The 22,266-nt window shown below is 71.4% G+C and carries 21 protein-coding genes and 1 pseudogene; 1 reads left to right on the top strand and 21 read right to left on the bottom strand.

The window, feature by feature from the left end; genetic code table 11:
- Positions 1-144: 144 nt before the first annotated feature.
- The 9 genes from ABD236_RS18695 to rpsB form a co-directional block, all read right to left on the bottom strand.
- Positions 145-1,167: an ABC transporter ATP-binding protein gene (locus ABD236_RS18695; RefSeq protein WP_344074901.1), complete on the bottom strand. Its 1,023-nt coding sequence runs from the start codon at positions 1,165-1,167 to the stop codon at positions 145-147.
- A complete protein-coding gene (locus tag ABD236_RS18690) occupies positions 1,167-2,777 on the bottom strand; it encodes an ABC transporter permease (protein WP_344074915.1) in 1,611 nt (536 codons plus the stop codon). The genes ABD236_RS18695 and ABD236_RS18690 overlap by 1 nt, the downstream gene beginning before the upstream one ends.
- 50 nt (positions 2,778-2,827) lie before the next feature.
- Positions 2,828-3,925 (bottom strand): thiamine ABC transporter substrate-binding protein, encoded by a 1,098-nt coding sequence (locus tag ABD236_RS18685; RefSeq protein WP_344074900.1) that lies wholly within the window; start codon positions 3,923-3,925, stop codon positions 2,828-2,830.
- 204 nt (positions 3,926-4,129) lie between these two features.
- The gene (gene rlmN, locus ABD236_RS18680) at positions 4,130-5,236 is read right to left on the bottom strand and encodes a dual-specificity RNA methyltransferase RlmN (RefSeq protein WP_344074899.1); all 1,107 of its coding nucleotides are present in this window, start codon (positions 5,234-5,236) and stop codon (positions 4,130-4,132) included.
- 108 nt (positions 5,237-5,344) lie between these two features.
- A complete protein-coding gene (locus tag ABD236_RS18675) occupies positions 5,345-6,457 on the bottom strand; it encodes a phosphatidate cytidylyltransferase (protein ID WP_344074898.1) in 1,113 nt (370 codons plus the stop codon).
- On the bottom strand, positions 6,457-7,014 hold the full coding sequence (gene frr, locus ABD236_RS18670) for a ribosome recycling factor (protein ID WP_344074913.1): 558 nt from the start codon (positions 7,012-7,014) through the stop codon (positions 6,457-6,459). The genes ABD236_RS18675 and frr overlap by 1 nt, the downstream gene beginning before the upstream one ends.
- A 118-nt stretch (positions 7,015-7,132) precedes the next feature.
- Positions 7,133-7,912, bottom strand: coding sequence for a UMP kinase (gene pyrH, locus ABD236_RS18665; protein WP_067164809.1), 780 nt, complete (start codon positions 7,910-7,912; stop codon positions 7,133-7,135).
- Between the two features lie 159 nt (positions 7,913-8,071).
- The gene (gene tsf, locus ABD236_RS18660) at positions 8,072-8,908 is read right to left on the bottom strand and encodes a translation elongation factor Ts (RefSeq protein WP_344074897.1); all 837 of its coding nucleotides are present in this window, start codon (positions 8,906-8,908) and stop codon (positions 8,072-8,074) included.
- Positions 8,909-9,027: 119 nt separating this feature from the next.
- Positions 9,028-9,930 (bottom strand): 30S ribosomal protein S2, encoded by a 903-nt coding sequence (gene rpsB / locus ABD236_RS18655; protein WP_188275316.1) that lies wholly within the window; start codon positions 9,928-9,930, stop codon positions 9,028-9,030.
- A gap of 288 nt (positions 9,931-10,218) precedes the next feature.
- On the opposite strand from rpsB, the gene ABD236_RS18650 reads away from it, so the two are divergent.
- The gene (locus ABD236_RS18650) at positions 10,219-10,980 is read left to right on the top strand and encodes a murein hydrolase activator EnvC family protein (protein ID WP_344074896.1); all 762 of its coding nucleotides are present in this window, start codon (positions 10,219-10,221) and stop codon (positions 10,978-10,980) included.
- Positions 10,981-11,461: 481 nt separating this feature from the next.
- Here the strand turns inward: ABD236_RS18650 and ABD236_RS18645 are convergent, their stop codons facing one another.
- From ABD236_RS18645 to rplS, 12 genes and pseudogenes are all read right to left on the bottom strand, one after another.
- Complete coding sequence (locus tag ABD236_RS18645) at positions 11,462-12,019, bottom strand: TetR/AcrR family transcriptional regulator (RefSeq protein WP_344074912.1); 558 nt, start codon at positions 12,017-12,019, stop codon at positions 11,462-11,464.
- 82 nt (positions 12,020-12,101) lie between these two features.
- Positions 12,102-12,944 (bottom strand): RNA polymerase sigma factor WhiG, encoded by an 843-nt coding sequence (gene whiG, locus ABD236_RS18640; RefSeq protein WP_344074895.1) that lies wholly within the window; start codon positions 12,942-12,944, stop codon positions 12,102-12,104.
- Between the two features lie 241 nt (positions 12,945-13,185).
- Positions 13,186-14,322, bottom strand: coding sequence for a DNA-processing protein DprA (dprA, locus tag ABD236_RS18635; protein ID WP_344074911.1), 1,137 nt, complete (start codon positions 14,320-14,322; stop codon positions 13,186-13,188).
- Positions 14,323-14,555: 233 nt separating this feature from the next.
- Positions 14,556-16,172: a YifB family Mg chelatase-like AAA ATPase gene (locus tag ABD236_RS18630; protein ID WP_344074894.1), complete on the bottom strand. Its 1,617-nt coding sequence runs from the start codon at positions 16,170-16,172 to the stop codon at positions 14,556-14,558.
- Positions 16,172-16,564, bottom strand: coding sequence for a YraN family protein (locus tag ABD236_RS18625; protein WP_344074893.1), 393 nt, complete (start codon positions 16,562-16,564; stop codon positions 16,172-16,174). Before ABD236_RS18625 ends, ABD236_RS18630 begins: the two co-directional genes overlap by 1 nt.
- A 225-nt stretch (positions 16,565-16,789) precedes the next feature.
- On the bottom strand, positions 16,790-17,098 hold the full coding sequence (locus ABD236_RS18620; RefSeq protein ID WP_003965949.1) for a DUF2469 domain-containing protein: 309 nt from the start codon (positions 17,096-17,098) through the stop codon (positions 16,790-16,792).
- Between the two features lie 55 nt (positions 17,099-17,153).
- Complete coding sequence (locus ABD236_RS18615) at positions 17,154-17,651, bottom strand: NUDIX hydrolase (RefSeq protein ID WP_425543901.1); 498 nt, start codon at positions 17,649-17,651, stop codon at positions 17,154-17,156.
- Positions 17,652-17,796: 145 nt separating this feature from the next.
- A complete protein-coding gene (gene lepB / locus ABD236_RS18610; RefSeq protein ID WP_344074891.1) occupies positions 17,797-18,540 on the bottom strand; it encodes a signal peptidase I in 744 nt (247 codons plus the stop codon).
- A 91-nt stretch (positions 18,541-18,631) separates the two neighbouring features.
- Positions 18,632-19,579 (bottom strand): signal peptidase I, encoded by a 948-nt coding sequence (gene lepB, locus ABD236_RS18605; protein ID WP_344074909.1) that lies wholly within the window; start codon positions 19,577-19,579, stop codon positions 18,632-18,634.
- A 349-nt stretch (positions 19,580-19,928) separates the two neighbouring features.
- Positions 19,929-20,948, bottom strand: a pseudogene (gene lepB / locus ABD236_RS35030) (signal peptidase I); the annotation flags it as partial.
- Positions 20,941-21,714: a signal peptidase I gene (lepB, locus tag ABD236_RS18595; protein ID WP_344074890.1), complete on the bottom strand. Its 774-nt coding sequence runs from the start codon at positions 21,712-21,714 to the stop codon at positions 20,941-20,943. The pseudogene lepB (ABD236_RS35030) and the gene lepB (ABD236_RS18595), both read right to left, overlap by 8 nt.
- Before the next feature lie 78 nt (positions 21,715-21,792).
- Positions 21,793-22,143: a 50S ribosomal protein L19 gene (gene rplS, locus ABD236_RS18590; RefSeq protein WP_101390355.1), complete on the bottom strand. Its 351-nt coding sequence runs from the start codon at positions 22,141-22,143 to the stop codon at positions 21,793-21,795.
- Positions 22,144-22,266: the final 123 nt, after the last annotated feature.

Genomic DNA, 22,266 nt, shown 5'->3' with positions numbered 1-22,266 from the left:
AGTTCCCCGCGCCCCTAGGTGGTCAGGGGCGCGGGGAACTGCGCGATCAGCCGTCCACGGTCCGCAGACGAAAGCGGGGTGCGGGGGCCGCAGGCCCCGCCCGGCCGCCCGCCAGAGGGCTTTCGGGAAGGGGCGGGGTGGGGATCACTCCCCGCCCAGCACCACCGTCTCGTCCCCCGAGAACCCCACCCCCACCCGCTCCCCCACAGCCGGCGCCCCCCGCAAAGAACACTCCGCCTCCAGCACCGGCCCGGCCCCCGGCCGCAGCCGAAGCGCCACATGGTTGCCCCGGAACGTGCGTGACACCACCTCACACGCCACCCCCTCCGCGCCGGGCAGCAACCGAACCCCCGCCGGACGGACGAGGAGGCGGACGGAGCCCTGTGCGGAGCCGGGCGGCACCGGCACCTTCCCCCACGCCGTGGACGCCACCTCCCCCGACACCGTCGCGGGCACCACGTTCTCGAACCCCAGGAACCGCGCCACGAACTCCGAGGCCGGCCGCTGCCAGACCTCCAGCGGCGTCCCGGTCTGCGCGATGCGGCCGTCCCGCATCACGACGACCCGGTCGGCGAGCGCGAACGCCTCGCCCTGGTCGTGGGTGACGGCCAGCACGGTCGTGCCCAACCGCCCGAACAGCTCCCGCAGTTCGACGACGAGCCGCTCCCGCAGCGTACGGTCGAGCTGCCCCAGCGGCTCGTCGAGCATCAGCAGCCGGGGCTCGGGAGCCAGCGCCCGGGCGAGGGCGACGCGCTGCTGCTCGCCACCGGAGAGCGCGCCGACCGAGCGCCGCCCGGCGCCCGGCAGCCCGACGAGCTCCAGCAGCTCCTCGACCCGCGCGGCCCGGCGGTCCCGCGAGACACCTCGCATCCGCAGCCCGAACGCCACGTTCCCGGCGACATCGCGCTGCGGGAACAGCTGATGGTCCTGGAACATCAGCCCCACGCCCCGCCGGTGCACCGGCACCCCGCTCTGGTCCGCGCCCCCGAGCAGCACCCGCCCCGCGTCGGCGGGCTGGAGCCCGGCCACCACCCGCAGCAGCGTGGACTTGCCGCTGCCGCTGGGCCCGAGCACGCAGACCGTCTCGTGCTCGGCGACCTCCAGGTCGACCGCGTCGAGCGCGGCCCGCTCGCCGAACCGGACCGTCACCCCGTCGAGCTTCAGCATCAGAATTCTCCGGTCCGGTCCGTACGAATGCGTTCGAGGAGCAGCAGCGACACCGCGCACACCACCATCAGGATCGTGCTGAGCGCCATCGCCTGGCCGTAGTTGAGGTCTCCGGCCCGGCCGAGGAGGCGGGCCACCGCGACCGGCAGCGTGGGCCGGTCGGGGCGGGCGATGAACACGGTCGCGCCGAACTCCCCGAGCGAGACGGCGAACGCGAACCCCGCCGCGATCAGCAGCGCCCGCCGCACCAGCGGCAGGTCCACCTCCCGCCAGACCCGGAACGGGGACGCGCCGAGCACGGCCGCCGCCTCGCGCAGCCGCCCGTCGACCGCGCGCAGTACGGGAAGCATGGTCCGTACGACGAACGGGACGCCCACCAGCGCCTGGGCCAGCGGCACCAGGATCCAGGAGGTGCGCAGATCCAGCGGCGGCCGGTCCAGGGTGATCAGGAAGCCGAAGCCGACGGTGACGGCGGAGACCCCGAGGGGCAGCATCAGGAGCGCGTCGAAGCCGCGCACCAGGCGGCCGCCGCGCCGGGCGAGGGCGGCGGCGGCGAGGCCTCCGATCACCACGGCGATCCCGGTGGCGGCGAGCGCGTACTGCACCGAGTTCGCCACCGCCTCCAGCGGCGGCACCAGGAAGGTGCCGCCCTCGCCGACCGACTGGAGGGAGCGGAAGTAGCCGAAGCCGTATCCGTCGGGGGTGTCGAGGGAGCGCGCGACCAGCACGCCCAGCGGCAGCAGGATCAGGACGACCACCACGGCGAGCACCGCCGCGAGCAGGGTCCACTGGGCCGCGCCGCGCGGGCGCCGGGCTGTGGTCGCCGGGTCGACGAGCCTCAGGGCGCTCTCGCGTCGCCGTACGGTCCAGGCGTGGACGGCGAGGACCGCGCCGACCGCCGCGAACTGGACGAGGGTGAGGACGGCGGCGGTGGGCAGGTCGAGGAGCTGGGCGGTCTGGCGGTAGATCTCCACTTCGAGGGTGGAGAAGGTGGGGCCACCGAGGATCTGGACGACGCCGAAGGAGGTGAAGGTGAACAGGAACACCATCAGGGCGGCGGCCGCGACGGCGGGCCCGAGGGCGGGCAGGGTGACCGTGCGCCAGGCCGCGAGGCGGGAGGCGCCGAGGACCCGGGCGGCCTCCTCCTGGCGTGGGTCGAGCTGCGCCCACAGGCCGCCGACGGTCCGTACGACGACGGCGTAGTTGAAGAAGACGTGCGCGAGCAGGATCGCCCACACCGTGGTGTCCAGACGTACGCCCCACAGCTCGTCGAGCAGTCCGCCTCGGCCGAGCAGCGCGAGGAAGGCGGTGCCGACGACGACGGTGGGCAGCACGAAGGGGACCGTGACCACGGCCCGCAGCAGCTGTCGCCCGGGGAAGTCGAAGCGCGCGAAGACATACGCGCCGGGGAGCGCGACCAGCAGCGTGAGCGCGGTGGAGGCGAGCGCCTGCCAGGTGGTGAACCACAGGACGTGCCCGATGTCCGGCTCGGTGATCACCTCGCCGATCCGGCCGAGCTGCCAGACGCCGTCGACGCGCAGCCCGCGGCCGACGATCGCGGCCACGGGCCAGGCGAAGAAGAGCGCGAAGAACGCGAGCGGCAGGGCCATCAGGCCGAGCCGCACCGCGTTCGCGCGCGCCCTCCCGGCGCGCGGGCGCTCTACTTGAGCACGAGCGAGGACCACGTCTTGACCCACTGCTCACGGTTCTTGGAGATCTTCTCCGGAGCGACGTCGTGCGTCTCGGTGACGGTGGCGCCGAACTTGGTGAACAGCTCGGGCAGCTTGGCGTCCTTGACCACCGGGTTCACGAACATGGTGAGCGGCATGTCCTCCTGGAACTTCTTGGAGATCAGGAAGTCGAGGAGCGCCTTGCCGCCCGCCTCGTTCTTGGCGCCCTTGAGGAGTCCCGCGAACTCGGTCTGGCGGAAGCAGGTGCCGGTGGCGACGCCGGTGGGAGCCTCGGTCGGCTGCGGCTTGGCGTAGAGGACCTCGACGGGCGGGCTGGAGGCGTAGGAGACGACGAGCGGGCGCTCGCCCTTGGCCTTCCTGCCGCCGGCCGAGCCGGAGAAGTCCTGGTTGTAGGCCTGCTCCCAGCCGTCGACGACCTTGACGCCGTTGTCCTTGAGCTTCTTCCAGTAGTCCTGCCAGCCGTCATCGCCGTACTGCGCGGCACTGCCGAGCAGGAAGCCGAGGCCGGGCGAGGAGGTCGCCGCGTTCTCGGTGACCAGCAGGTTCTTGTACTCGGGCTTGATCAGGTCGGCGAAGGAGTTCGGCGGGGTGAGCTTCTTGTCCGCGAAGTACTTCTTGTCGTAGTTGACGCAGATGTCGCCGGTGTCGACCGGTGTGACCCGGTGCTTGCCCTTGTCGAGCTGGACGGCCGCGGGGACGGCCGCGAGGCCCTTCGCCTCGTACGGGGTGAAGATCCCGTTGTCGAGGGCGCGGGAGAGCAGGGTGTTGTCGACGCCGAAGAAGACGTCGCCGCGCGGGGAGCCCTTGGTGAGGATCTCCTGGTTGAGGGCCGCGCCCGCGTCGCCGCTCTTGAGGACCTTGACGGTGTAGCCGGTCCGCGCGGTGAACTCCTTGAGCACCGCGTCCGAGGCGGCGAAGGAGTCATGGCTGACCAGGGTGACGGTCTTGGACCTGGTGCCGCCGTCGCTCTTCTCGCCGTCGTCGTCCTTGCCGCCGCACGCGGCGAGCGAACTGACCCCGAGGGCGGCCGCGAGCGCGGTGGCCGCCATCTTCTTCGTACTGCGCATGGTGGTGATTCCTCCTGGAGTGACCAGGAAGAGACGCGGCCCTGCTCACCGGGCGGCGGCGAGCAGGGCGCAACAGCTTGAGTGGTGACCGAACTTCCTACCCAGAATGACCTGGGCGAGGTTCAGAGGGTCTGCGACCTGACGGTGTCGCACTCTCAGCGCTGTGGCGCTCCCCTGTCGGAATATGCAGATTTCGAGCTCAGACTACCTCTCGGACGCGGCGAGCTGGCCGCACGCTCCGTCGATCTCCTGGCCACGGGTGTCCCGGACGGTGACCGGCACGCCGTGGGCCGCGATGGCCTCGACGAACGCCTTCTCGTCCTCGGGGCGCGAGGCGGTCCACTTCGAGCCCGGCGTCGGGTTCAGCGGGATCAGGTTGACGTGGACGCGCTTGCCCTTGAGGAGGCGGCCGAGCAGGTCACCGCGCCAGGCCTGGTCGTTGATGTCGCGGATCAGCGCGTACTCGATCGAGATGCGGCGGCCGGACTTCTCCGCGTACTCCCACGCCGCGTCCAGGACCTCGCGGACCTTCCAGCGGGTGTTGACCGGGACCAGGGTGTCGCGCAGCTCGTCGTCCGGCGCGTGCAGCGACACGGCGAGGCGGCACTTGAAGCCCTCGTCGGCGAAGCGCAGCATCGCGGGGACCAGGCCCACGGTGGAGACGGTGATCCCGCGCTGGGACAGGCCCAGGCCGTCGGGCTCGGGGTCGGTGAGGCGGCGGATGGCGCCGACGACCCGCTTGTAGTTGGCGAGCGGCTCGCCCATGCCCATGAAGACGATGTTGGACAGCCGTGCCGGGCCGCCGGGGACCTCGCCGTCGCGCAGCGCGCGCATGCCGTCGACGATCTGGTGCACGATCTCGGCGGTCGACAGGTTGCGGTCCAGGCCCGCCTGGCCGGTGGCGCAGAACGGGCAGTTCATCCCGCAGCCGGCCTGCGAGGAGATGCACATCGTCACCCGGTCGGGGTAGCGCATCAGGACCGACTCCACCAGCGTCCCGTCGTGCAGGCGCCACAGCGTCTTGCGGGTGGTGTCGTCGTCGCACGAGATGTGCCGCACCACCGACATCAGATCCGGCAGCAGCTCTTCCTGGAGGCGGGTGCGCGCGGCCGCGGGGATGTCGGTCCACTGGGCGGGGTCGTGCGCGTACCGCGCGAAGTAGTGCTGTGAGAGCTGCTTGGCGCGGAACGGCTTCTCGCCGATCGCGGCGACAGCCTCTTTCCGCTCGGCGGGCGAGAGGTCGGCGAGGTGCCGCGGCGGCTTCTTGGCTCCGCGGGGGGCGACGAAAGTGAGTTCTCCGGGCTTCGGCATGGTGACTCAAGTGTCTCAGACATACGGAAAGGGGCTCGCCGTCCTGTGGACAACGAGCCCCCGACCGATGAAACAGCAGGTCAGCGCCGTACGGAACGAACGAACCGGTCAGCTGCCGACGAAGGCGACCATCAGCAGCCACACCACCGGCGCCGTCGGCAGCAGGGAGTCGAGGCGGTCCATGATGCCGCCGTGGCCGGGCAGCAGGGTCCCCATGTCCTTGATGCCCAGGTCCCGCTTGATCATCGACTCGCCGAGGTCGCCGAGCGTGGCGCTCGCCGCGACCGCCAGGCCCAGCAGCAGGCCCTGCCACCACTGGCCGTCGTCGATGAGCAGCTGCATGCACAGCGCGCCCGCCACCATCGCGAACGTCACCGCGCCGAGCAGGCCCTCACGGGTCTTGCCGGGGCTGATGCGCGGCGCCAGCTTGTGCTTGCCGAAGCGCCAGCCGATCGCGTACGCGCCGGTGTCGCTGACCACGGTCAGCAGCAGGAAGACGAAGACCCGCCACGGCCCGTCGTCGGCGGTGAGCATCATCGCGACGAACGTGGCCAGGAACGGCACGTAGAACGCCGCGAAGACACCGGCGGTGACGTCCTTGAGATAGCCCTCGGGCTTCTCCGTCATCCGCCACACCAGCACCGCGAGCGAGGTCAGCGCCATGGCGACCCAGGCCCCTTCGGCACCGCGCGCGTAGCCGGCGACGACCATCGCCGCGCCGCCCACCGCCAGCGGCACCAGCGGCACCTTGATGTCCTTGCGCTCGTCGAGCCGGGAGGCGAGCTCCCACAGGCCGACGACGACCGCCACCGCGATGACGCCCACGAAGACGGCCTTGACGACGAAGAGCGACGCCAGGATGACCGCGCCGAGCCCGACGCCGACCCCTATCGCGGCCCGCAGGTCGCGTCCCGCCCGCTTCTTCTCCGGCTGCGCGGGCCGCTGCGGCTGCTGCGGAGTCGAAGGTGGTACCGAGCTGGGCATGGGCTCCTGCGGCGTCTCTTCGCGGAACAGGGGACCGCTCACCCGAGCGGCCCCCCGGTCACGTTCTACGGCGTCTTCGCCCGCGCCACCGGGCACGACGGGCATGGGCTGTGTCCGGGACGGGGCGTCATACGCATCGTAGGCAGCCCCCGCCGAAGGCACCTCCTGGGAAGGCCCCTGGTCGGGTGGCCCCCAGTGCTCGGGTCGCGGCGGAGCCCCCCAGGAAGAGTCGTTCATCAGACCTCTAGCAGCTCTGCTTCCTTGTGCTTGAGCAGCTCGTCCACCTGCGCGACGTACTTCGCGGTGGTGTCGTCGAGCTCCTTCTCCGCACGGCGGACCTCGTCCTCGCCGGACTCCTTGTCCTTGACGAGCTTGTCGAGCGTCTCCTTCGCCTTGCGGCGGATGGAGCGGATCGAGATCTTGGAGTCCTCGGCCTTGGTCTTGGCGACCTTGATGTACTCCTTGCGGCGGTCCTGCGTCAGCTCGGGGAACGTCACCCGGATGATGGAGCCGTCATTGCTCGGGTTGACGCCGAGGTCCGAGTCGCGGATCGCCTGCTCGATGTTGCGCAGCGCGCTCTTGTCGAACGGGGTCACCACGGCCATACGCGGCTCGGGCACCGAGAACGAGGCCAGCTGGTTGATCGGCGTCAGCGCGCCGTAGTAGTCGGCCACGATCTTGTTGAACATCGCCGGGTGCGCACGGCCGGTGCGAATCGCGGCGAAGTCCTCCTTGGCGACCACGACGGCCTTCTCCATCTTCTCCTCGGCTTCGAGGAGGATTTCTTCGATCACCACTTGCTCCTGCATGTCTTGAGTGGGCCGGGAGTTGAGTCCGGTGCTCGACGGCCCTGCGTAACCCGCGTCTTTCCCTGCACGGTGTCCGACCGTCAGGGGATTGTCCATCCCCCGGTCAGGCCCGGGTGCCCTGGTCGCTCACGAGCGTGCCGATCTTCTCACCCTTGACCGCGCGCGCGATATTGCCCTCGGCGAGCAGTTCGAAGACCAGGATGGGGAGGTTGTTGTCACGGCAGAGGGTGATGGCCGTCATGTCCGCCACCTTCAGGTCGCGGGTGATGACCTCGCCGTACTCCAGCGCGTCGAACTTCACGGCGTCCGGGTTGACGCGGGGGTCGGAGTCATAGACGCCGTCCACCCCGTTCTTGCCCATCAGCATCGCCTCGGCGTCGATCTCCAGGGCGCGCTGGGCGGCCGTGGTGTCGGTGGAGAAGTACGGCATGCCCATGCCCGCGCCGAAGATGACGACGCGTCCCTTCTCCAGGTGGCGCACGGCGCGCAGCGGGATGTACGGCTCCGCGACCTGGCCCATCGTGATGGCGGTCTGGACCCGGGAGTCGATGCCCTCCTTCTCCAGGAAGTCCTGGAGGGCGAGGCAGTTCATGACCGTGCCGAGCATGCCCATGTAGTCGGAGCGGGCCCGGTCCATGCCGCGCTGCTGGAGCTCTGCGCCCCGGAAGAAGTTGCCGCCGCCGATGACGACGGCGATCTGCGCGCCGTCCCGTACGACGTTGGCGATCTCACGGGCGATGGCGTGCACGACGTCGGGGTCCACGCCGAGACCCCCTCCGCCGGCGAACGCCTCACCGGAGAGCTTCAGCATGAAGCGTCCGGTCACCTTGCCGTCGTCGCGCTTGTGGTCAGCCTGGGTGGCGGCGTCCGCGCCCTGATTCATGGGGATCTCCTCGTACACATACGAAGAAGGCCATTGCCGGTGGGTGCTGTGTCCCTGAGCGGCAATGGCCTCCTCGTCAGATCTGCGGTCGTCCGTCGCGAGCGCGGCCGACGACTGCCTCAGACCCTAGCGGGGTCTTGTGTCGATCGCTGGACGGACTCAGATGCCGACCTTGATACGCGTGAAGCGCTTCAGGGTGACACCGGCCTCGTCCAGAACCTTCTGGACCGACTTCTTGTTGTCGAGCGCGTACGGCTGGCCAAGGAGCGTGGCGTCCTTGAAGAAGCCGTTGACACGACCCTCGACGATCTTCGGCAGCGCGGCCTCGGGCTTGCCCTCGGCGCGGGTGGTCTCCTCGGCGACACGGCGCTCGGTCTCGACGACCTCGGCCGGGACGTCCTCGCGGGAGAGCCACTTCGGCGCGAACGCGGCGATGTGCTGGGCGATGCCCTTGGCGACGTCGGCGTCGGCCTTGTCCAGCTCGACCAGGACACCGATCTGCGGCGGCAGGTCGGGCATGGTGCGGTGCATGTACGCGAAGACGAAGCCGTCGGCGTACTGCGCGAAGCGGTCCAGGACGATCTTCTCGCCGAGGTTGGCGTTGGCCTCGTCGACGTACGCCTGGACGGTCTTGCCGGCCTCGATCTCGGAGGCGAGCAGCGCCTCCAGATCGGCCGGGGAGGTGGCGGCGACGTGCGCGGCCAGCGCGGCGGCGGTGGCCTGGAACTTCTCACCCTTGGCGACGAAGTCCGTCTCGCACTTCAGCTCGAGGAGCACACCGGAGGTGTTGTCGTCGGCCAGCAGGGAGACGACCGCACCGTTCTCGGCGGAACGGCCCTCGCGCTTGGCGACGCCCTTCTGGCCCTTGATGCGCAGCGCCTCGACGGCCTTGTCGACGTTGCCCTCGGCCTCGTCCAGAGCCTTCTTGCAGTCCATCATGCCGGCGCCGGTGAGCTCGCGGAGCTTCTTGACGTCAGCGGCGGTGTAGTTCGCCATGAGTCTGTGTTTCTCTCTCGAAGTCTGACTCGAAGTCTGAAAGATCTACGGGGCTACGGGGTGACGGCGGGGGCACATCGTGCGCCCCCGCCGTCACCACCGCAGCGAGGACCCGAAGGTCAGGCCTGCTCGGCGTCCGCGGCCGGCGCCTCGGCGGCCGGAGCCTCCGCAGCGGCCTCGGCCGGCTTCTCGGCCTCGGCGGCCGGAGCCTCGGCCGCGGGGGCCTCGGCGTCGTCGGCCTTCTTGTCGCCCTCGAGCAGGTCGCGCTCCCACTCGGCGAGCGGCTCGCCGGCGGCCTTCTCGCCCGGCTTCGAGTCACCGGTGGCCACGCCGGAACGGGCGATGAGGCCCTCGGCGACGGCGTCGGCGATCACGCGGGTGAGCAGGGTGACGGAGCGGATCGCGTCGTCGTTGCCCGGGATCTTGTAGTCGACCTCGTCGGGGTCGCAGTTCGTGTCGAGGATCGCGACGACCGGGATGTGGAGCTTGCGCGCCTCACCGACGGCGATGTGCTCCTTCTTGGTGTCGACGATCCAGACGGCGCTGGGGACCTTCGACATCTCGCGGATACCACCGAGGGTCTTCTCCAGCTTGGCCTTCTCACGCGAGAGGACCAGGAGCTCCTTCTTGGTGAGACCCGAGGCCGCGACGTCCTCGAAGTCGATCTGCTCGAGCTCCTTGAGGCGCTGCAGACGCTTGTAGACGGTGGAGAAGTTGGTCAGCATGCCGCCGAGCCAGCGCTGGTTCACGTAGGGCATGCCCACGCGAGTCGCCTGCTCCGCGATGGCTTCCTGAGCCTGCTTCTTCGTACCGACGAACATGATGGAGCCGCCGTGCGCGACGGTCTCCTTGACGAACTCGTAGGCGCGGTCGATGTACGACAGCGACTGGAGCAGGTCGATGATGTAGATGCCGTTGCGCTCGGTGAAGATGAAGCGCTTCATCTTCGGGTTCCAGCGACGGGTCTGGTGACCGAAGTGGACGCCGCTCTCCAGCAGCTCCCGCATCGTGACGACGGCCATGGCCGTACTCCTTGAGATACTCGGTTATCCGCGGCCGCCGGTCGGCTGCCGCGCCTGACGCCCCGGTGCGCCGTGCCCCACACCGTTGACAGGCGAAGGACCGAGAGGCGCGGCCGATGGTCTGGACCACCGGCGGGGCGTGCGAAGTCGACCCGGTGACCCGGATCGCCACAAGAAGTGTACGGGACCCTCACCGTGCCGGGTGACGCCACTGTCCACAACGACCTGGTTGTCCACAGCCCCGCCCCATGATCACCGCGAATCGGCGCGCTCCGGGATGCTTTCGCCATGGAACTGATGCGGCGGGTGACAAGACGAGCGGTACGCGGCGGCCTGGCCGGCCTGGGCCTCGCGGCCCTGATGACGGCCACCGCCGCGCCGGTGCGGGGCGATCCTGCGGCGTTCGGCGGTGCGCCGGTGCGGGACGGGCCGGGGGTGGTGCGCGGTGCGCCGGTGCCAGGCGGGCCGGAGGTGGTGCGCGGTGCGCCGGTGCGAGGTGAGCCGGAGGTGGTCCGCCTCGCGCCGGCGAGCAGGGAGGCGGGTGTCCCGGGCCCGGCCGCCGTCGGTGGAGTGTGGCCCGTCCCCGGTCGGCCGGTGGTCGTACGGGGCTGGGACCCCCCGGCCACGCCGTACGGCCCCGGCCACCGCGGCATCGACCTCGCGGCGCCACCCGGGACGCAGATCCGGGCGGTCGCGGCGGGCCGGGTGACCTTCGCGGGCCCCGTCGCGGGCCAGGGCGTACTGACGATCACCCTGGACGGCTCGGGCACCCCGCCCCTGCGCACGACCTACGAACCGGTGCACCCCGTCGTCCACCCCGGCGACCACGTCACACCCGGCCAGCCGGTGGCGACCTTGGACGCGGAGCCCCGCCATTGCGGGGAGGTGGGGTGCCTGCATTGGGGGCTGAAGCGGGGGGAGGCGTATGTGAACCCGCTGGTTTTGGTGGGACGGGGGCATTGTCGGCTGTTGCCTGTGGTGGGGGTGAGTGAGCCAGCGGGAGCGAAGCCGGGTGCCCCTATACGTTTGGTCAAGGCCGTAGATCAGTAGGTCCATGCGGTCGGGGGCGCGGCCGGGCCAGCGGGCGCGCAAGGGCGACAGCCCGGTCACGAGCGGCCTCACGAGTGACGAGGCACGGGTGCCTGTCGCGCTGGCTGGAGCGGCTTCCGATGACGGGCCTCAGCCGCGTTGCCGGTGATCCAGCGGTCTGGGCTCCGATCCACGGATCGCCGGAGCGCTCGACACAGCTTTCCCGGTGCTGTTCGCACCCGGCTATAGGCAGCCGCTCAAGGCCACTCGACAGCGACTTCGCCCGGAAGACTGACCGACCAGCCTGAACCGCACCTGGCCCCAGCGGGTCGCGGCTCGGAGCCCGTAGAACGCGCCTCGCGGAGCATCACGGGGAGGACGCCCCCCGGCGTCGGGGGAGGCAGAGCAGGGCCTGAGGTGCCCTGCTGCACGGCCACGAAACAGGTACGGCGGGGACCGGGTGGGGGGGCGGGGGGAGCGGGGGGGGGGAGGCGCCCGAGGGTTAGCCGGTTACGCCTCGTAGGGCCATTGCCGTTGCTGCCTGCGTGATTGTCGCCGGGTCTTCCGCCGCGCCGAGTTCGATGCGGCGGACCGCCGCGTCCACCACGCCCTGGAGCAGCATCGCGGCCAGGCGGGGCTGGGCGTGGCCCAGGTCGGCGAGGGCTTCGACGATCATGGCGATGAGGCCGCCGTGGGCGGCGCGGATCTTCTCTCGGGCGCCGGCGTCGAGCTCGCTGGCGGAGATGGCGACGACCGCGCGGTGGCGCTGGTCGCCGACGAGCTCCAGCTGGCGGCGGACGTACGCCTCGACCTTGGCCTCGGGGCTGTCCGCCTGCTGCATCGCGCTTTCGATGTCCGCGGCCCACCGCGGGAAGTCGACGGAGCAGAGCTCTTCGACGACGGCGGCCCGGGAGCGGAAGTACTCGTACACGGAGGACCGGGCGAGTCCGGTGCGCTCGGCCAGGGCGGGGAAGGTCAGGGCCTCGGTGCCGCCCTGCGACAGCAGGGAGCGTGCGGCGTCCAGCAGGGCGGCGCGCTGCATGGCGCGGTGCTCGGCCACTGAGGCCGCTCGAATCCTTGGCACCGCTCCACTGTAAGGCTGGGTCCGGGTTCCACGGAGGGGTGATTTCCCGGGGGTGTGATCAGCGGCCGACGTCGGCCAGCTTGGCCCGCAGCTGGAGGACGGACTTGGTGTGGATCTGGCTGACGCGGCTCTCGGTGACGCCGAGGACGTTGCCGATCTCGGCCAGGGTGAGGCCTTCGTAGTAGTAGAGCGTGACGACCGTCTTCTCGCGCTCCGGCAGCGTGTTGATGGCGCGGGCGAGCAGTCGGCGCAGCTCGCGGTCCTCGGCGACCTCGACGGGGTCGTCGGCCGCGGTGTCCTCCAGGGTGTCCATGAGGCTGAGCCGGTCGCCGCCCTCGCCGCCGACGTGCAGCAGCTCTTCGAGTGCGACGACGTTGGCGAGCGACAACTGGCTGAAGACGGAGTGGAGTTCCTCGACCGCGATGCCCATCTCGCTCGCGACCTCGTTCTCCGAGGGCGTACGGCGCAACTGCGCTTCGAGGGTCGCGTAGGCGCGCTCGACGGCGCGGGCCTTCTGCCGTACGGAGCGCGGGATCCAGTCAAGTGCGCGGAGTTCGTCGATCATCGCGCCCCGGATGCGCGTGATGGCGTACGTCTCGAACTTGATGGCCCGCTCGATGTCGAACTTCTCGATGGCGTCGATGAGTCCGAAGACCCCGGAGGAGACGAAATCGGCTTGTTCGACGTTGGGCGGGAGCCCGACACTCACCCGGCCCGCGACATATTTGACCAGCGGCGAGTAGTGCAGGATCAGCTGTTCGCGCAGGCGCTCGTCGCCGCTGTTCTTGTACGCGCGCCACAGTTCGTCGACGGACGAGGGCGCCGGTGGTCGCACGGTGCCGCCGGCGCGGGCAGCGGGGGGAGCTGCCGTGCGATCAGACCCGGAGGTGTGCTGGGGCATGCGTTGCCTTGAGCCGTTCTGCTGTGCGGTGAGCGGGGAGCTGTCTCTGCTGCGGGGTTCTCGTGAGCGTAGCGTGACCGGGCTGTTGCGGTGCGCAAACGTCGGCGGATCGGGGCGGCTCGGGGCGGGCGGCCGGTCGCGCGCGGGGGTGGGGGCCGTCGCCGGGCGCGTCGGCCCCGAAAGCGCTGGCGTGCGGCCCTCGGTGGTCATCGGTCTTACCTTTTCACCCGAATGCCCCAGGTCAAGCACCGCCTCGCCGCGCGCCCGGGGTGGGGAGCGGGCTGGTCGTCAACCGCCAGTGGTCTCCTTCGCGTTCGACGAACCCCAGGGAGTGCAGTTCGTACAGCCTGCCGAGGGCTTCCTCCTGAGTCGTCGCCGCCTCTCGGGCGATGTCCGGTACGGGCGCCGCGCCGTGGCCGGGCAGTGCGTCGAGTACGCGTGCGGCGGCCGGGGCGAGAAGGTCCCTGGGCAGTACGGGGCCTCGGCGCACCGGGGCCAGGTCGCCCATCTCCCCCACGAGTTCGACGATTTCGGCGGCGTCGGTGACAAGGGCTGCCTCACCGCGCAGCAGTTCGTGGACTCCGGCGGAGAGTCCGCTGGTGGCGGGCCCCGGCACCCCTATGGTGTGGCGGCCGAGCCGCTGGGCGTTGCGCGCGGTGACCAGGGAGCCGCTGCGGTACTCGGCCTCGACCACGACCGTTCCCCTGGTGAGCGCCGCGATCACGCGGTTGCGCAGGACGAACCGGCTCGGGGTGGGGTGGTCGCCCGGCGGTAACTCCGCCACGAGGACGCCCTGTTCGGCGATGCGCCCGATCAACTCGGTGTGGGCGCGCGGGTAGACGACGTCGACTCCGCTGGCCAGGACGGCGATGGTGGCGCCGCCTGCCGCGAGGGCGCCGCGGTGGGCGGCGCCGTCCACGCCCGCGGCGGCGCCGGAGACGACCACCCAGCCCTTCTCGGCGAGCCCGGCGCCGAGGGTGGCACCCATGTGGGCGCCGTAGGGCGTACAGGCGCGGGCACCCACCACGGCGACCGACCGCAGCGCCCATAGCCGCAGGTCGGCGGGGCCGCGCAGCCACAGCCCGACGGGGCGGGCGTCGCCCAGGTCGTCGAGCTGTCCGGGCCACTCGTGGTCCCCGGGGCAGATGAACCGTCCACCGAGCTCGGCCAGCGCGGCCAGGTCCCGTTCGGGGTCCGCGCCCGCCGCGCGTCTGCGGTACCCGGCGAGCCGTGCGGTGCTCACTCCGGTGAGCGGGTCGTCGGGGTCCTCGGGCGCGGTGAGCCGCCGCATCAACTCCACCGCCCCGTAGGTGCGCAGCCATCGGCCGCCCCGCTCGTCCCCCGGTTCGATGACCCTGGTCAGCGCGGCCCGTGCCAGCCGCTCGCGGTCACCGGGCGGGGAGCCCGCAGCAGGGCCGTCGTCGGCCGGGCTGTCACGGACACGAGCGGCGGGGCCGCCGCCGCCGGCCAGGCCGTCACGGACACGATCGGCGGAGCCGCCGTCGGCCAAGCCGTCACCGACACGGTCGGCGGGCCCGGCGGGGAGCCCGGGATCGCCCGGTCCGGGGCCGGCCAAGCCCCCGGCCCCGGCCCCGGGCGGCGCGCCCCCGCTCACCCCGCACCTCCCACCGGCAGCGGTGCCCCTCTGGAGATGCCCGTTCTGAGCTCCAGGGCGAGGCCGATGTGGGTTTCGTCGGGGCGGTCGTCGCCGCAGAGGTCGGCGAGGGTCCAGGCGACGCGCAGGACCCGGTCGAGACCTCTGGCGGTGAGCAGGCCGCGTTCCATGTCCCGTTCCGCCGCGACGAGGGCTCCGGGGGCCGTGACCCAGCGGGTGCGCAGCTCATGTCCGGGGACTTCGCTGTTGGTGGTCCAGGGGGTGCCCTGAAGGCGCGCGGCGGCCCGTTCGCGGGCGGCCCGGACCCGTTCGGCGACCTGCGCCGTGGATTCGCCGCGGCCGCCTTGGGCGAGGAGGTCCTCGCGCCGGACCGGCTCGGCCTCCACCCGGAGGTCGACGCGGTCGAGGAGGGGCCCGGAGAGGCGGGCCTGGTAGCGGCGGATGACGGAGGGCGGGCATTCGCAGCCCGCGCCGTGCAGGGTGTGGCGGCCGCAGGGGCAGGGGTTGGCGGCGAGGACCATGAGGAAGCGGGCGGGGAGGCGGACGACGCCCGCGCTGCGGGCCACGACGACGTGTCCTGCCTCCAGCGGCTGGCGCAGGGAGTCGAGTGCCTTGCCGGTGAACTCCGGGGCCTCGTCCAGGAACAGGACGCCCCGGTGGGCCAGCGAGACGGCTCCGGGCCTCGGCAGGCCGTTGCCTCCGCCGACCAGGGACTGCATGGTCGCCGAGTGGTGGGGGGCGCAGTACGGCGCCTTGTGGACGAGGGGTTTGCCCGGGGGCAGGATGCCGGCGACCGAGTGGATCGCGGTGACTTCGAGGGATTCCTGGCGGGTGAGCGGCGGCAGGATGCCGGGGAGCCGTTCGGCCAGCATGGTCTTGCCCGCGCCGGGCGGCCCGTACAGCATCAGGTGGTGGCCGCCTGCGGCGGCGACCTCCAGTGCGGTGCGGGCGGTGCGCTGGCCGGCGACGTCGGCGAGGTCGGGCGGGCTGCTGTCGGCGTCGACGGACAGTCCGGTGCCGACTCCGGCACCGGGGACGACCAGCCCGGCGAGCATGGAGTCGGGCCTGCCTTCCTGGTCGGGTTCCTCCTCGGGGACGGGTTCGTCGGTGAGGACGGCGATGAGCTGACGCAGGCTCCGGACGCCGAGGACGGAGATGCCGGGGACCAGGGAGGCTTCGGCGGCGGTCTGTTCGGGGACGACGACCTGTTCGTACCCGGCTTCGGCGGCGGCGAGGACTGCGGGCAGGATGCCGCGCACGGGGCGCACCCGGCCGTCGAGTCCCAGCTCGCCGATCATCACCAGGTCGGCGAGCTCTCTGGGGTCGATGCGCTCGGCGGCGCCGAGGACCGCACAAGCGACGGCGAGGTCGAAGCCGCTGCCGCCCTTGGGGACGGAGGCGGGGCTGAGGCCGACGGTGAGTTTCTTCTGGGGCCAGTCGCCCCCGGAGTTGACGACGGCCGCTCTGACGCGGTCGCGGCTCTCGCTGAGGCTCTTGTCGGGGAGGCCGACGAGGGTGAAGGCGGCGACGCCCGGTTCCAGGTCCGCCTGGACTTCCACGACGACGCCCTCGACGCCGACCAGCGCCACCGAGCAGGTGCGGGCGAATCCCATCACGCCACCCCCCGGACGTGCTCGGCGCGGGGTGCGCCGCGCTCGGGCAGGACGACGCCGACGAGGTCGATGCGGACGCCGCCGGGTGGGGGTCCGCCGTGGTCGGCGAGCCAGCGTTCGGCGAGGTGTCTGAGCCGCTCGGCCTTGGCGGGGGTGACGGCCGCCATGGGGTGTTCGAACGGGCCCGCTCTGCGGGTCTTGACCTCGCAGACCACCAGCACGTCGCCGTCACGGGCGACGATGTCGATCTCCCCGGTCCTGCCGCCGCGCCAATTGCGGGCGACCACTGTCATTCCGGCGTCCGCCAGCAGCCGGGCCGCCACGTCCTCGCCGTACTGTCCGAGCGCTCCTCGTGCGTTCATCTCGGCACCACCTCCGGCACCGACTCTCACCCACCCGCCGCCGTCGTGTGGATCTTGGTGGACAACCGGGCCGTTGTGGATAATCCGGTCACCCGCAAGGTGGGCACGATGGAATCAGTTGACGCCACGAACGCGCCAAATCGGCGCCTCGCGCCGCGCGGGCGAGGGCGCGGAGTAGAAGCCCCACCCCACACCCCGGCCGAGCAGCCGCCCCCACCGATCAAGCCGGGGCGATCAGCCACCCCGAGCCGCCGCTCACCCGCCCGGCAGCTCCAGATCGCTCTTGTTGAGCTCCTCGATGTTCACGTCCTTGAACGTGAGCACCCGGACCTGCTTCACGAACCGGGCCGGCCTGTACATGTCCCAGACCCAGGCGTCCGCCATCGACACCTCGAAGAACACCTCACCCTGGACCGAGTGCACCTGCATCTCGTAGTCGTTGGTGAGGTAGAAACGCCGCTCGGTCTCGATCACGTATTTGAACAGACCGACGACGTCGCGGTACTCCCGGTAGAGCTTCAGCTCCATCTCGGTCTCGTACTTTTCGAGGTCCTCGGCGCTCATGGCATGTTCCCCTTCAGCCGTGCGTCCCCCTATTGTGCGTCAGCCCTCCGGACCCCTAGACGATTTCCGGAGCCAGGACCACCGGCGCAGGCGGAGGACCCTCGTCGAGCAGCGTGCGCAGCAGCTCGGCGAGTCTGGTCGGGTACACCGTCTCACGGGCCGCCGACAGTTCGGCGGAGGTCCACCACCTCAGCCCCGTGGTACTGCGTCGTTCCAGCTCGGTGAGGTCCGTCGGCGCGGCCTCGGTCTGGGTGGTACGGGCGAGGAAGTACCACTCGTCCTGGTTCCAGCGCCGCCCGGCGAACGGGAACGAGCACATCCGCCGCCACAGCACCGGGCCGAGCTGGACCTGGGTGATGCCCGTCTCCTCGGCGAGCTCGCGCAGCGCGGCCTGTTCCCGGCTCTCGTCGCCCTCCAGGCCGCCGCCCGGGGTGAACCACCAGGTGTCGTCGGGGTCCTCCGGTTCGTATCCGTGCATCAGCAGGATGCGGTCCTGCGGATCGAGCAGCACGACCCGGGCGACCTTGCGGAGCTCGCCGGGCACCTCACCCAGCGCCCCACCGGGCCCACCACCGTTACCCCCGGCCACCTCACCCAGCGCCCCACCGGAACCGGCACCATCATCCCCGGGCGCCCCACCGGAACCAGCCCCCTCACCCCCGGGGGCCCCACCCCCACCCCCACCCCCACCAGCGCCGTCACCGCGCACCGGCCGCCTCCCCCCGCACCCCGCGCCGCCGTCCGAACCGCCGCGCCAGCGGGCCGTACGCCGCCCCGGCCACGATCAGGACCGTGCCGGCCACCACCGAGCCCACCACCAGCGTCAGCGGGCCGGGCTGGGAGATGCCGCCGGGCAGGGCCTTGAAGCCCGTGGGGCGCTCCAGCATGCCGTCCAGCGGCCACGCCACCGCGTCCACGCGCGCGCTGACGGCCGAGCGCGGTACCGAGCCGTTCGCCGCGTCCTCCAGGTGCACCCGGGAGTCCAGCGAGACATCGCGCTCGTCGCCGAGGAGGAAGAGCTGGTCCTTGGGGACGGTGGCGCTGAACTTGGTGGTGGAGGCCGCCGTATTGTGCAGATACGGTTCTTCGATCTCCTGGCCGTTGACGGTGAGCTTGCCGCCCCGGTCGCAGCACTTGACGGTGTCGCCGCCTATGCCGACGACGCGCTTGACCATGGGGACGTTTCCCCAGGCCTTGTCCTTGAAGATCACCACGTCGCCGCGTCTGACGTCGCCGCCGTCGATGCGCTGGGCCAGGACCCGGTCGCCGGCCTTGACCGTCGGCTCCATGGACTGGGTGGGCACCGTGTACGGCTTGTACTCGACGGCGCCCCAGGCGAACCCGCCGAGGAAGAGCACACAGCCGACGGCCACGGCCAGCCCCGACAGCAGATTGCCGAGACCGCGGCCGTGGCCGTCGTCGTTGCGTCCTGTTCCGCTCATCCCAGTGCTCCTCCCCCGGTCGCCCGCGGCTGCGCGGACTCCGGAGATCGACGATCTGGGACGGCACCCTACCCGGCGGTATCCCGCCCGGTCAGCCCTTGCGGGTGAGGTCGGTGCCCTCGATCGCGTCACTCTGCCGGGTGAGCCGGCGCCGGCGCCACAGCACGATCGGCACCGCGCCCGCGAGGCCCGCGCCCACCGGGGCCGCCGACCCCATGCCGTTGAGGCCCTTCTGGTCGAAGGTGCCCGGGATGCCGAGCCAGTCGATGCGGTTGAGCGGCCAGGCGATGGTGAAGGCGCGGCCCACGACCTCGTCGTCGGAGACCGTGCCGCCGCCCGGCAGCTCCTGGTGGTAGCGGGAGTCCAGCGAGTTCTGCCGGTGGTCGCCCATCACCCAGATCCGGCCCTTGGGGACCTTGATCGGGCCGAACGGCATGTCGTCGCAGGCGCTGTCGCCGGGGTAGATGTACGGCTCGTTCAACGCCTTGCCGTTGACCTTGACCGGGCCGCCCTTCTTGCACTCCACGGTGTCGCCGCCGGTCGCGATGACCCGCTTGATCAGGTCCTTCTCCTCGGCGGACGGCATCAGGCCGATGAAGCTCAGGAACTTCTGCACCGCGTTGGGCTCGGCCGGCTTCTGGTCCTCCAGCCAGCCGCCCGGGTCGTGGAAGACGACGACCTCGCCGCGCTCGGGCGTGGAGCCGAACCACGGGGTCAGCTTGTCGACCAGGACGCGGTCGCCGCGCTGCAGGGTGTCCTGCATCGAGTCCGAGGGAATCGAGAACGCCTGCACCAGGAACGTCTTGATCAGCAGCGCGAGGATCAGCGCGATACCGATGAGCAGCGGCAGTTCCTTCCAGAAGGAGCGCTGCTTCTTGGGGCTGCGGTCCGAGCCGCCGCCCGGCTCGCCGTCATCTCCCGAGCCGCCGTCGGCGGTGCCGCCACCGCCGCTGTCGGCCTGAGCCGGGGCGGGAGAGTCGACGGGCCGGTCCGGCCGCTCCTCGGGCTCGTCGTGTCCGGATCGTGCGCCGACCGCCAAATCCCCCACATCCACTCCTCACTCCGTGCCACCGCCCGCGCCATGCCAGACGCAGGCCCACCACTCCCATAACGAGCGGGAGTTCCGCAGGGCTCGGGAGCCGGATCGCTTCGTTCGATTTCGGGTCATCCGATATCGATTTATTTACCGTCACTTGACGTGATCTGTCGGGATCCGCTGCCGGAGCCCGGGAGGACACCCTATGCGACCCGCCGAGCGCGGTGTCCGACCTGCCGGGCGCGTCCGGCACCGAGCCGAATGTCCCGGGCTCCTCCAGCCAGCGCCAGTGGTCGAAGGGCCAGCCGATCAGGATGGCCCGCCCGATGACCCCGTCCTCGGAGACGGTCCCGTGGTACGCCTCGTCGAGGTGGAAGCGGGAATCGGCTGAATTCGAGCGGTGGTCGCCCATCACGAAGAGCCGTCCCTGGGGCACCTTCACCTCAAAGTTGATCTCCGAGGGCGGGTTGCCGGGGTGGACGTAGGGCTCGTCCAGGGGCATGCCGTTGACGGTGATCCTGCCGCTGCCGTCACAGCACTTCACGGTGTCGCCGCCGACCGCGATCACCCGCTTGATGAGGTCCTGCTCGTTGTCGGAGGGCAGCAGTCCGATGAAGGTGAGGGCCTGTTTGACCTGTTTGACGACGACCGGGTCACTGCCGCCGGTGGTCTTCTTCTCGGCTTTCAGCCAGCCGCCGGGATCCTTGAAGACCACCACGTCGCCGCGCTGCGGCCGGGAGCCGAACCAGGGCGTGAGCTTGTCGACCAGCACCCGGTCGCCGATCGTGATCGTCTCCTGCATGGAGCCGGAGGGGATCACGAAAGCCTGGACGAGGAACGTCTTCAGTACGAGGGCGATGAGCACCGCCACCCCGACCAGCAGAGGTATCTCCTTCACGGCGGACCTGCGCCTGCGCCGCTTCACCTTGCGGGCGAGCCTGCGCCGGTCGGCCCGGCCCTGCTGGGCCCGGCGGCCGGGCGGGCGCTCCGGGGCGGCCTCGCGCTCGGAGGCGGCCTCGGCGCCGGGCGGAGCGGCCTCCGGAGGATCGTCGGGCCCGGGGAGGTGTGCGGAGCCGGTCGTGTAGGCCGTGGGCTCCTGCGCGGTGGCGAAGGCGCCGCCCGGCGCCTGGGCCCCGGCTGCGGCGCGCCGCGCCCTCGTACGCGAGGTCGGCCGGGTGCCCGTGGGCAGCGGCTCGTCCGCGGGGCCGGTGGCCGACCGCCTGCCCCTCGACGGCTCGTCCGCAGGGCCGGAGGCCGACCGCCTGCCCCTCGACGGCTCGTCCCCGGCGCGGGGCGCCGCGCGCCTGCCCGTGGGCAGCGACTCGTCGGACGACGGGCGGGGCGCCGAGCGCGGGCGCCCGCGGTTACCCATGGGCGCCGCCCGCCGCGGGCACGCGCGCGAAGGCGTCGGAGCCGTCGATGCCCGACCAGCGGCCGAGCGGCCAGCCGATCCGGTCGGCCCGCCCCACCACGTGGTCCACCGGCACCATGCCGCCGCCCGGGGAGCCCAGGTGGTCGCGGGAGTCGCTGGAGCGGGAGCGGTGGTCGCCCAGGACGAACAGGGTGCCCTCGGGCACCACGATGTCGAACGGCACCTGGGAGGGGACGTCGCCCGGGTGCACATAGTCCTCGGTCACCGGTGTCCCGTTCACCTGGAGCCTCCCGCCCTTGTCGCAGCACACGATCCGGTCCCCGCCGACTCCGACGACCCGCTTCACGTACACGTTCCCCTCGGACTCCCGCAGTCCCAGGGACGCGACCACTGAACGAAGGGCCCTGCCCACCGGGTTCCCCTCGGGCGGCTCGTCCGTGAAGGAGCCCCGGCCGTCGAAGACGACGACGTCGCCGCGGGCGGGATGGCTGCCGAAACGGTACGCCAGCTTGTTGACCAGGACCCGGTCGCCGGGCTTCAGGGTGGGTTCCATGGAGCCGGAGGGGATCAGGAAGGGCTGCATCACGAAGTGGCTGAGCAGCAGCAGGAAGACCAGGCACACCGCGGCCAGGGCCGCGGCCTTGCGCCAGGGCCCCTCGACCAGCGCGGCGAGGGCGGGAAAACGCGCGGAGCGCGACCCCCGCTCCGGCCCCGGCTGAGGGGTGGAGGGGAGGTCGCGCTCCGTGTGCTGTGCTTCGGTGTCCATCGGGGGCAGAGCCTATCCGCCCGGCCTGTGGACCCGTACGCGAGTGCGGTGGGCCTGGGCTCACCGCTGAGCCGGAGCTCAGTTGTCGCGCTTCTCCTTGATCTTCGCGGCCTTGCCGCGGAGCTCACGGAGGTAGTACAGCTTCGCGCGGCGGACGTCACCGCGGGTGACGAGCTCGATCTTCTCGAAGATCGGGGAGTTCACCGGGAAGGTGCGCTCGACGCCGACGGAGAAGGAGACCTTGCGGACCGTGAAGGTCTCGGAGACGCCGGCGCCCTGGCGGCGGATGACAACGCCCTTGAACTGCTGGATACGGGAGCGGTTGCCCTCGATCACGCGGACGTGGACGTTGACGGTGTCACCCGGGCGGAAGGCCGGGACGTCGGTGCGGAGCGCCGCGGCGTTGACGGAGTCGAGCAGGCTGGCCATGTTCTTCTGCTTCCTCGCCGATGCCACAGGTCATCAGCGGAATGTCGTGATGGGGTTCAAAGGGTGCTGTCCGCGCCGGACCGCCGTGGGGCGACTCCCGCGTGCGCGGGGAACGCTTTGCCC

The organism is Streptomyces crystallinus, from assembly GCF_039521265.1.
Taxonomy (GTDB): domain Bacteria; phylum Actinomycetota; class Actinomycetes; order Streptomycetales; family Streptomycetaceae; genus Streptomyces; species Streptomyces crystallinus.
The sequence above is the reverse complement of the archived record's forward strand: the minus strand, read 5'-3'. Positions and strand labels throughout refer to the sequence as shown.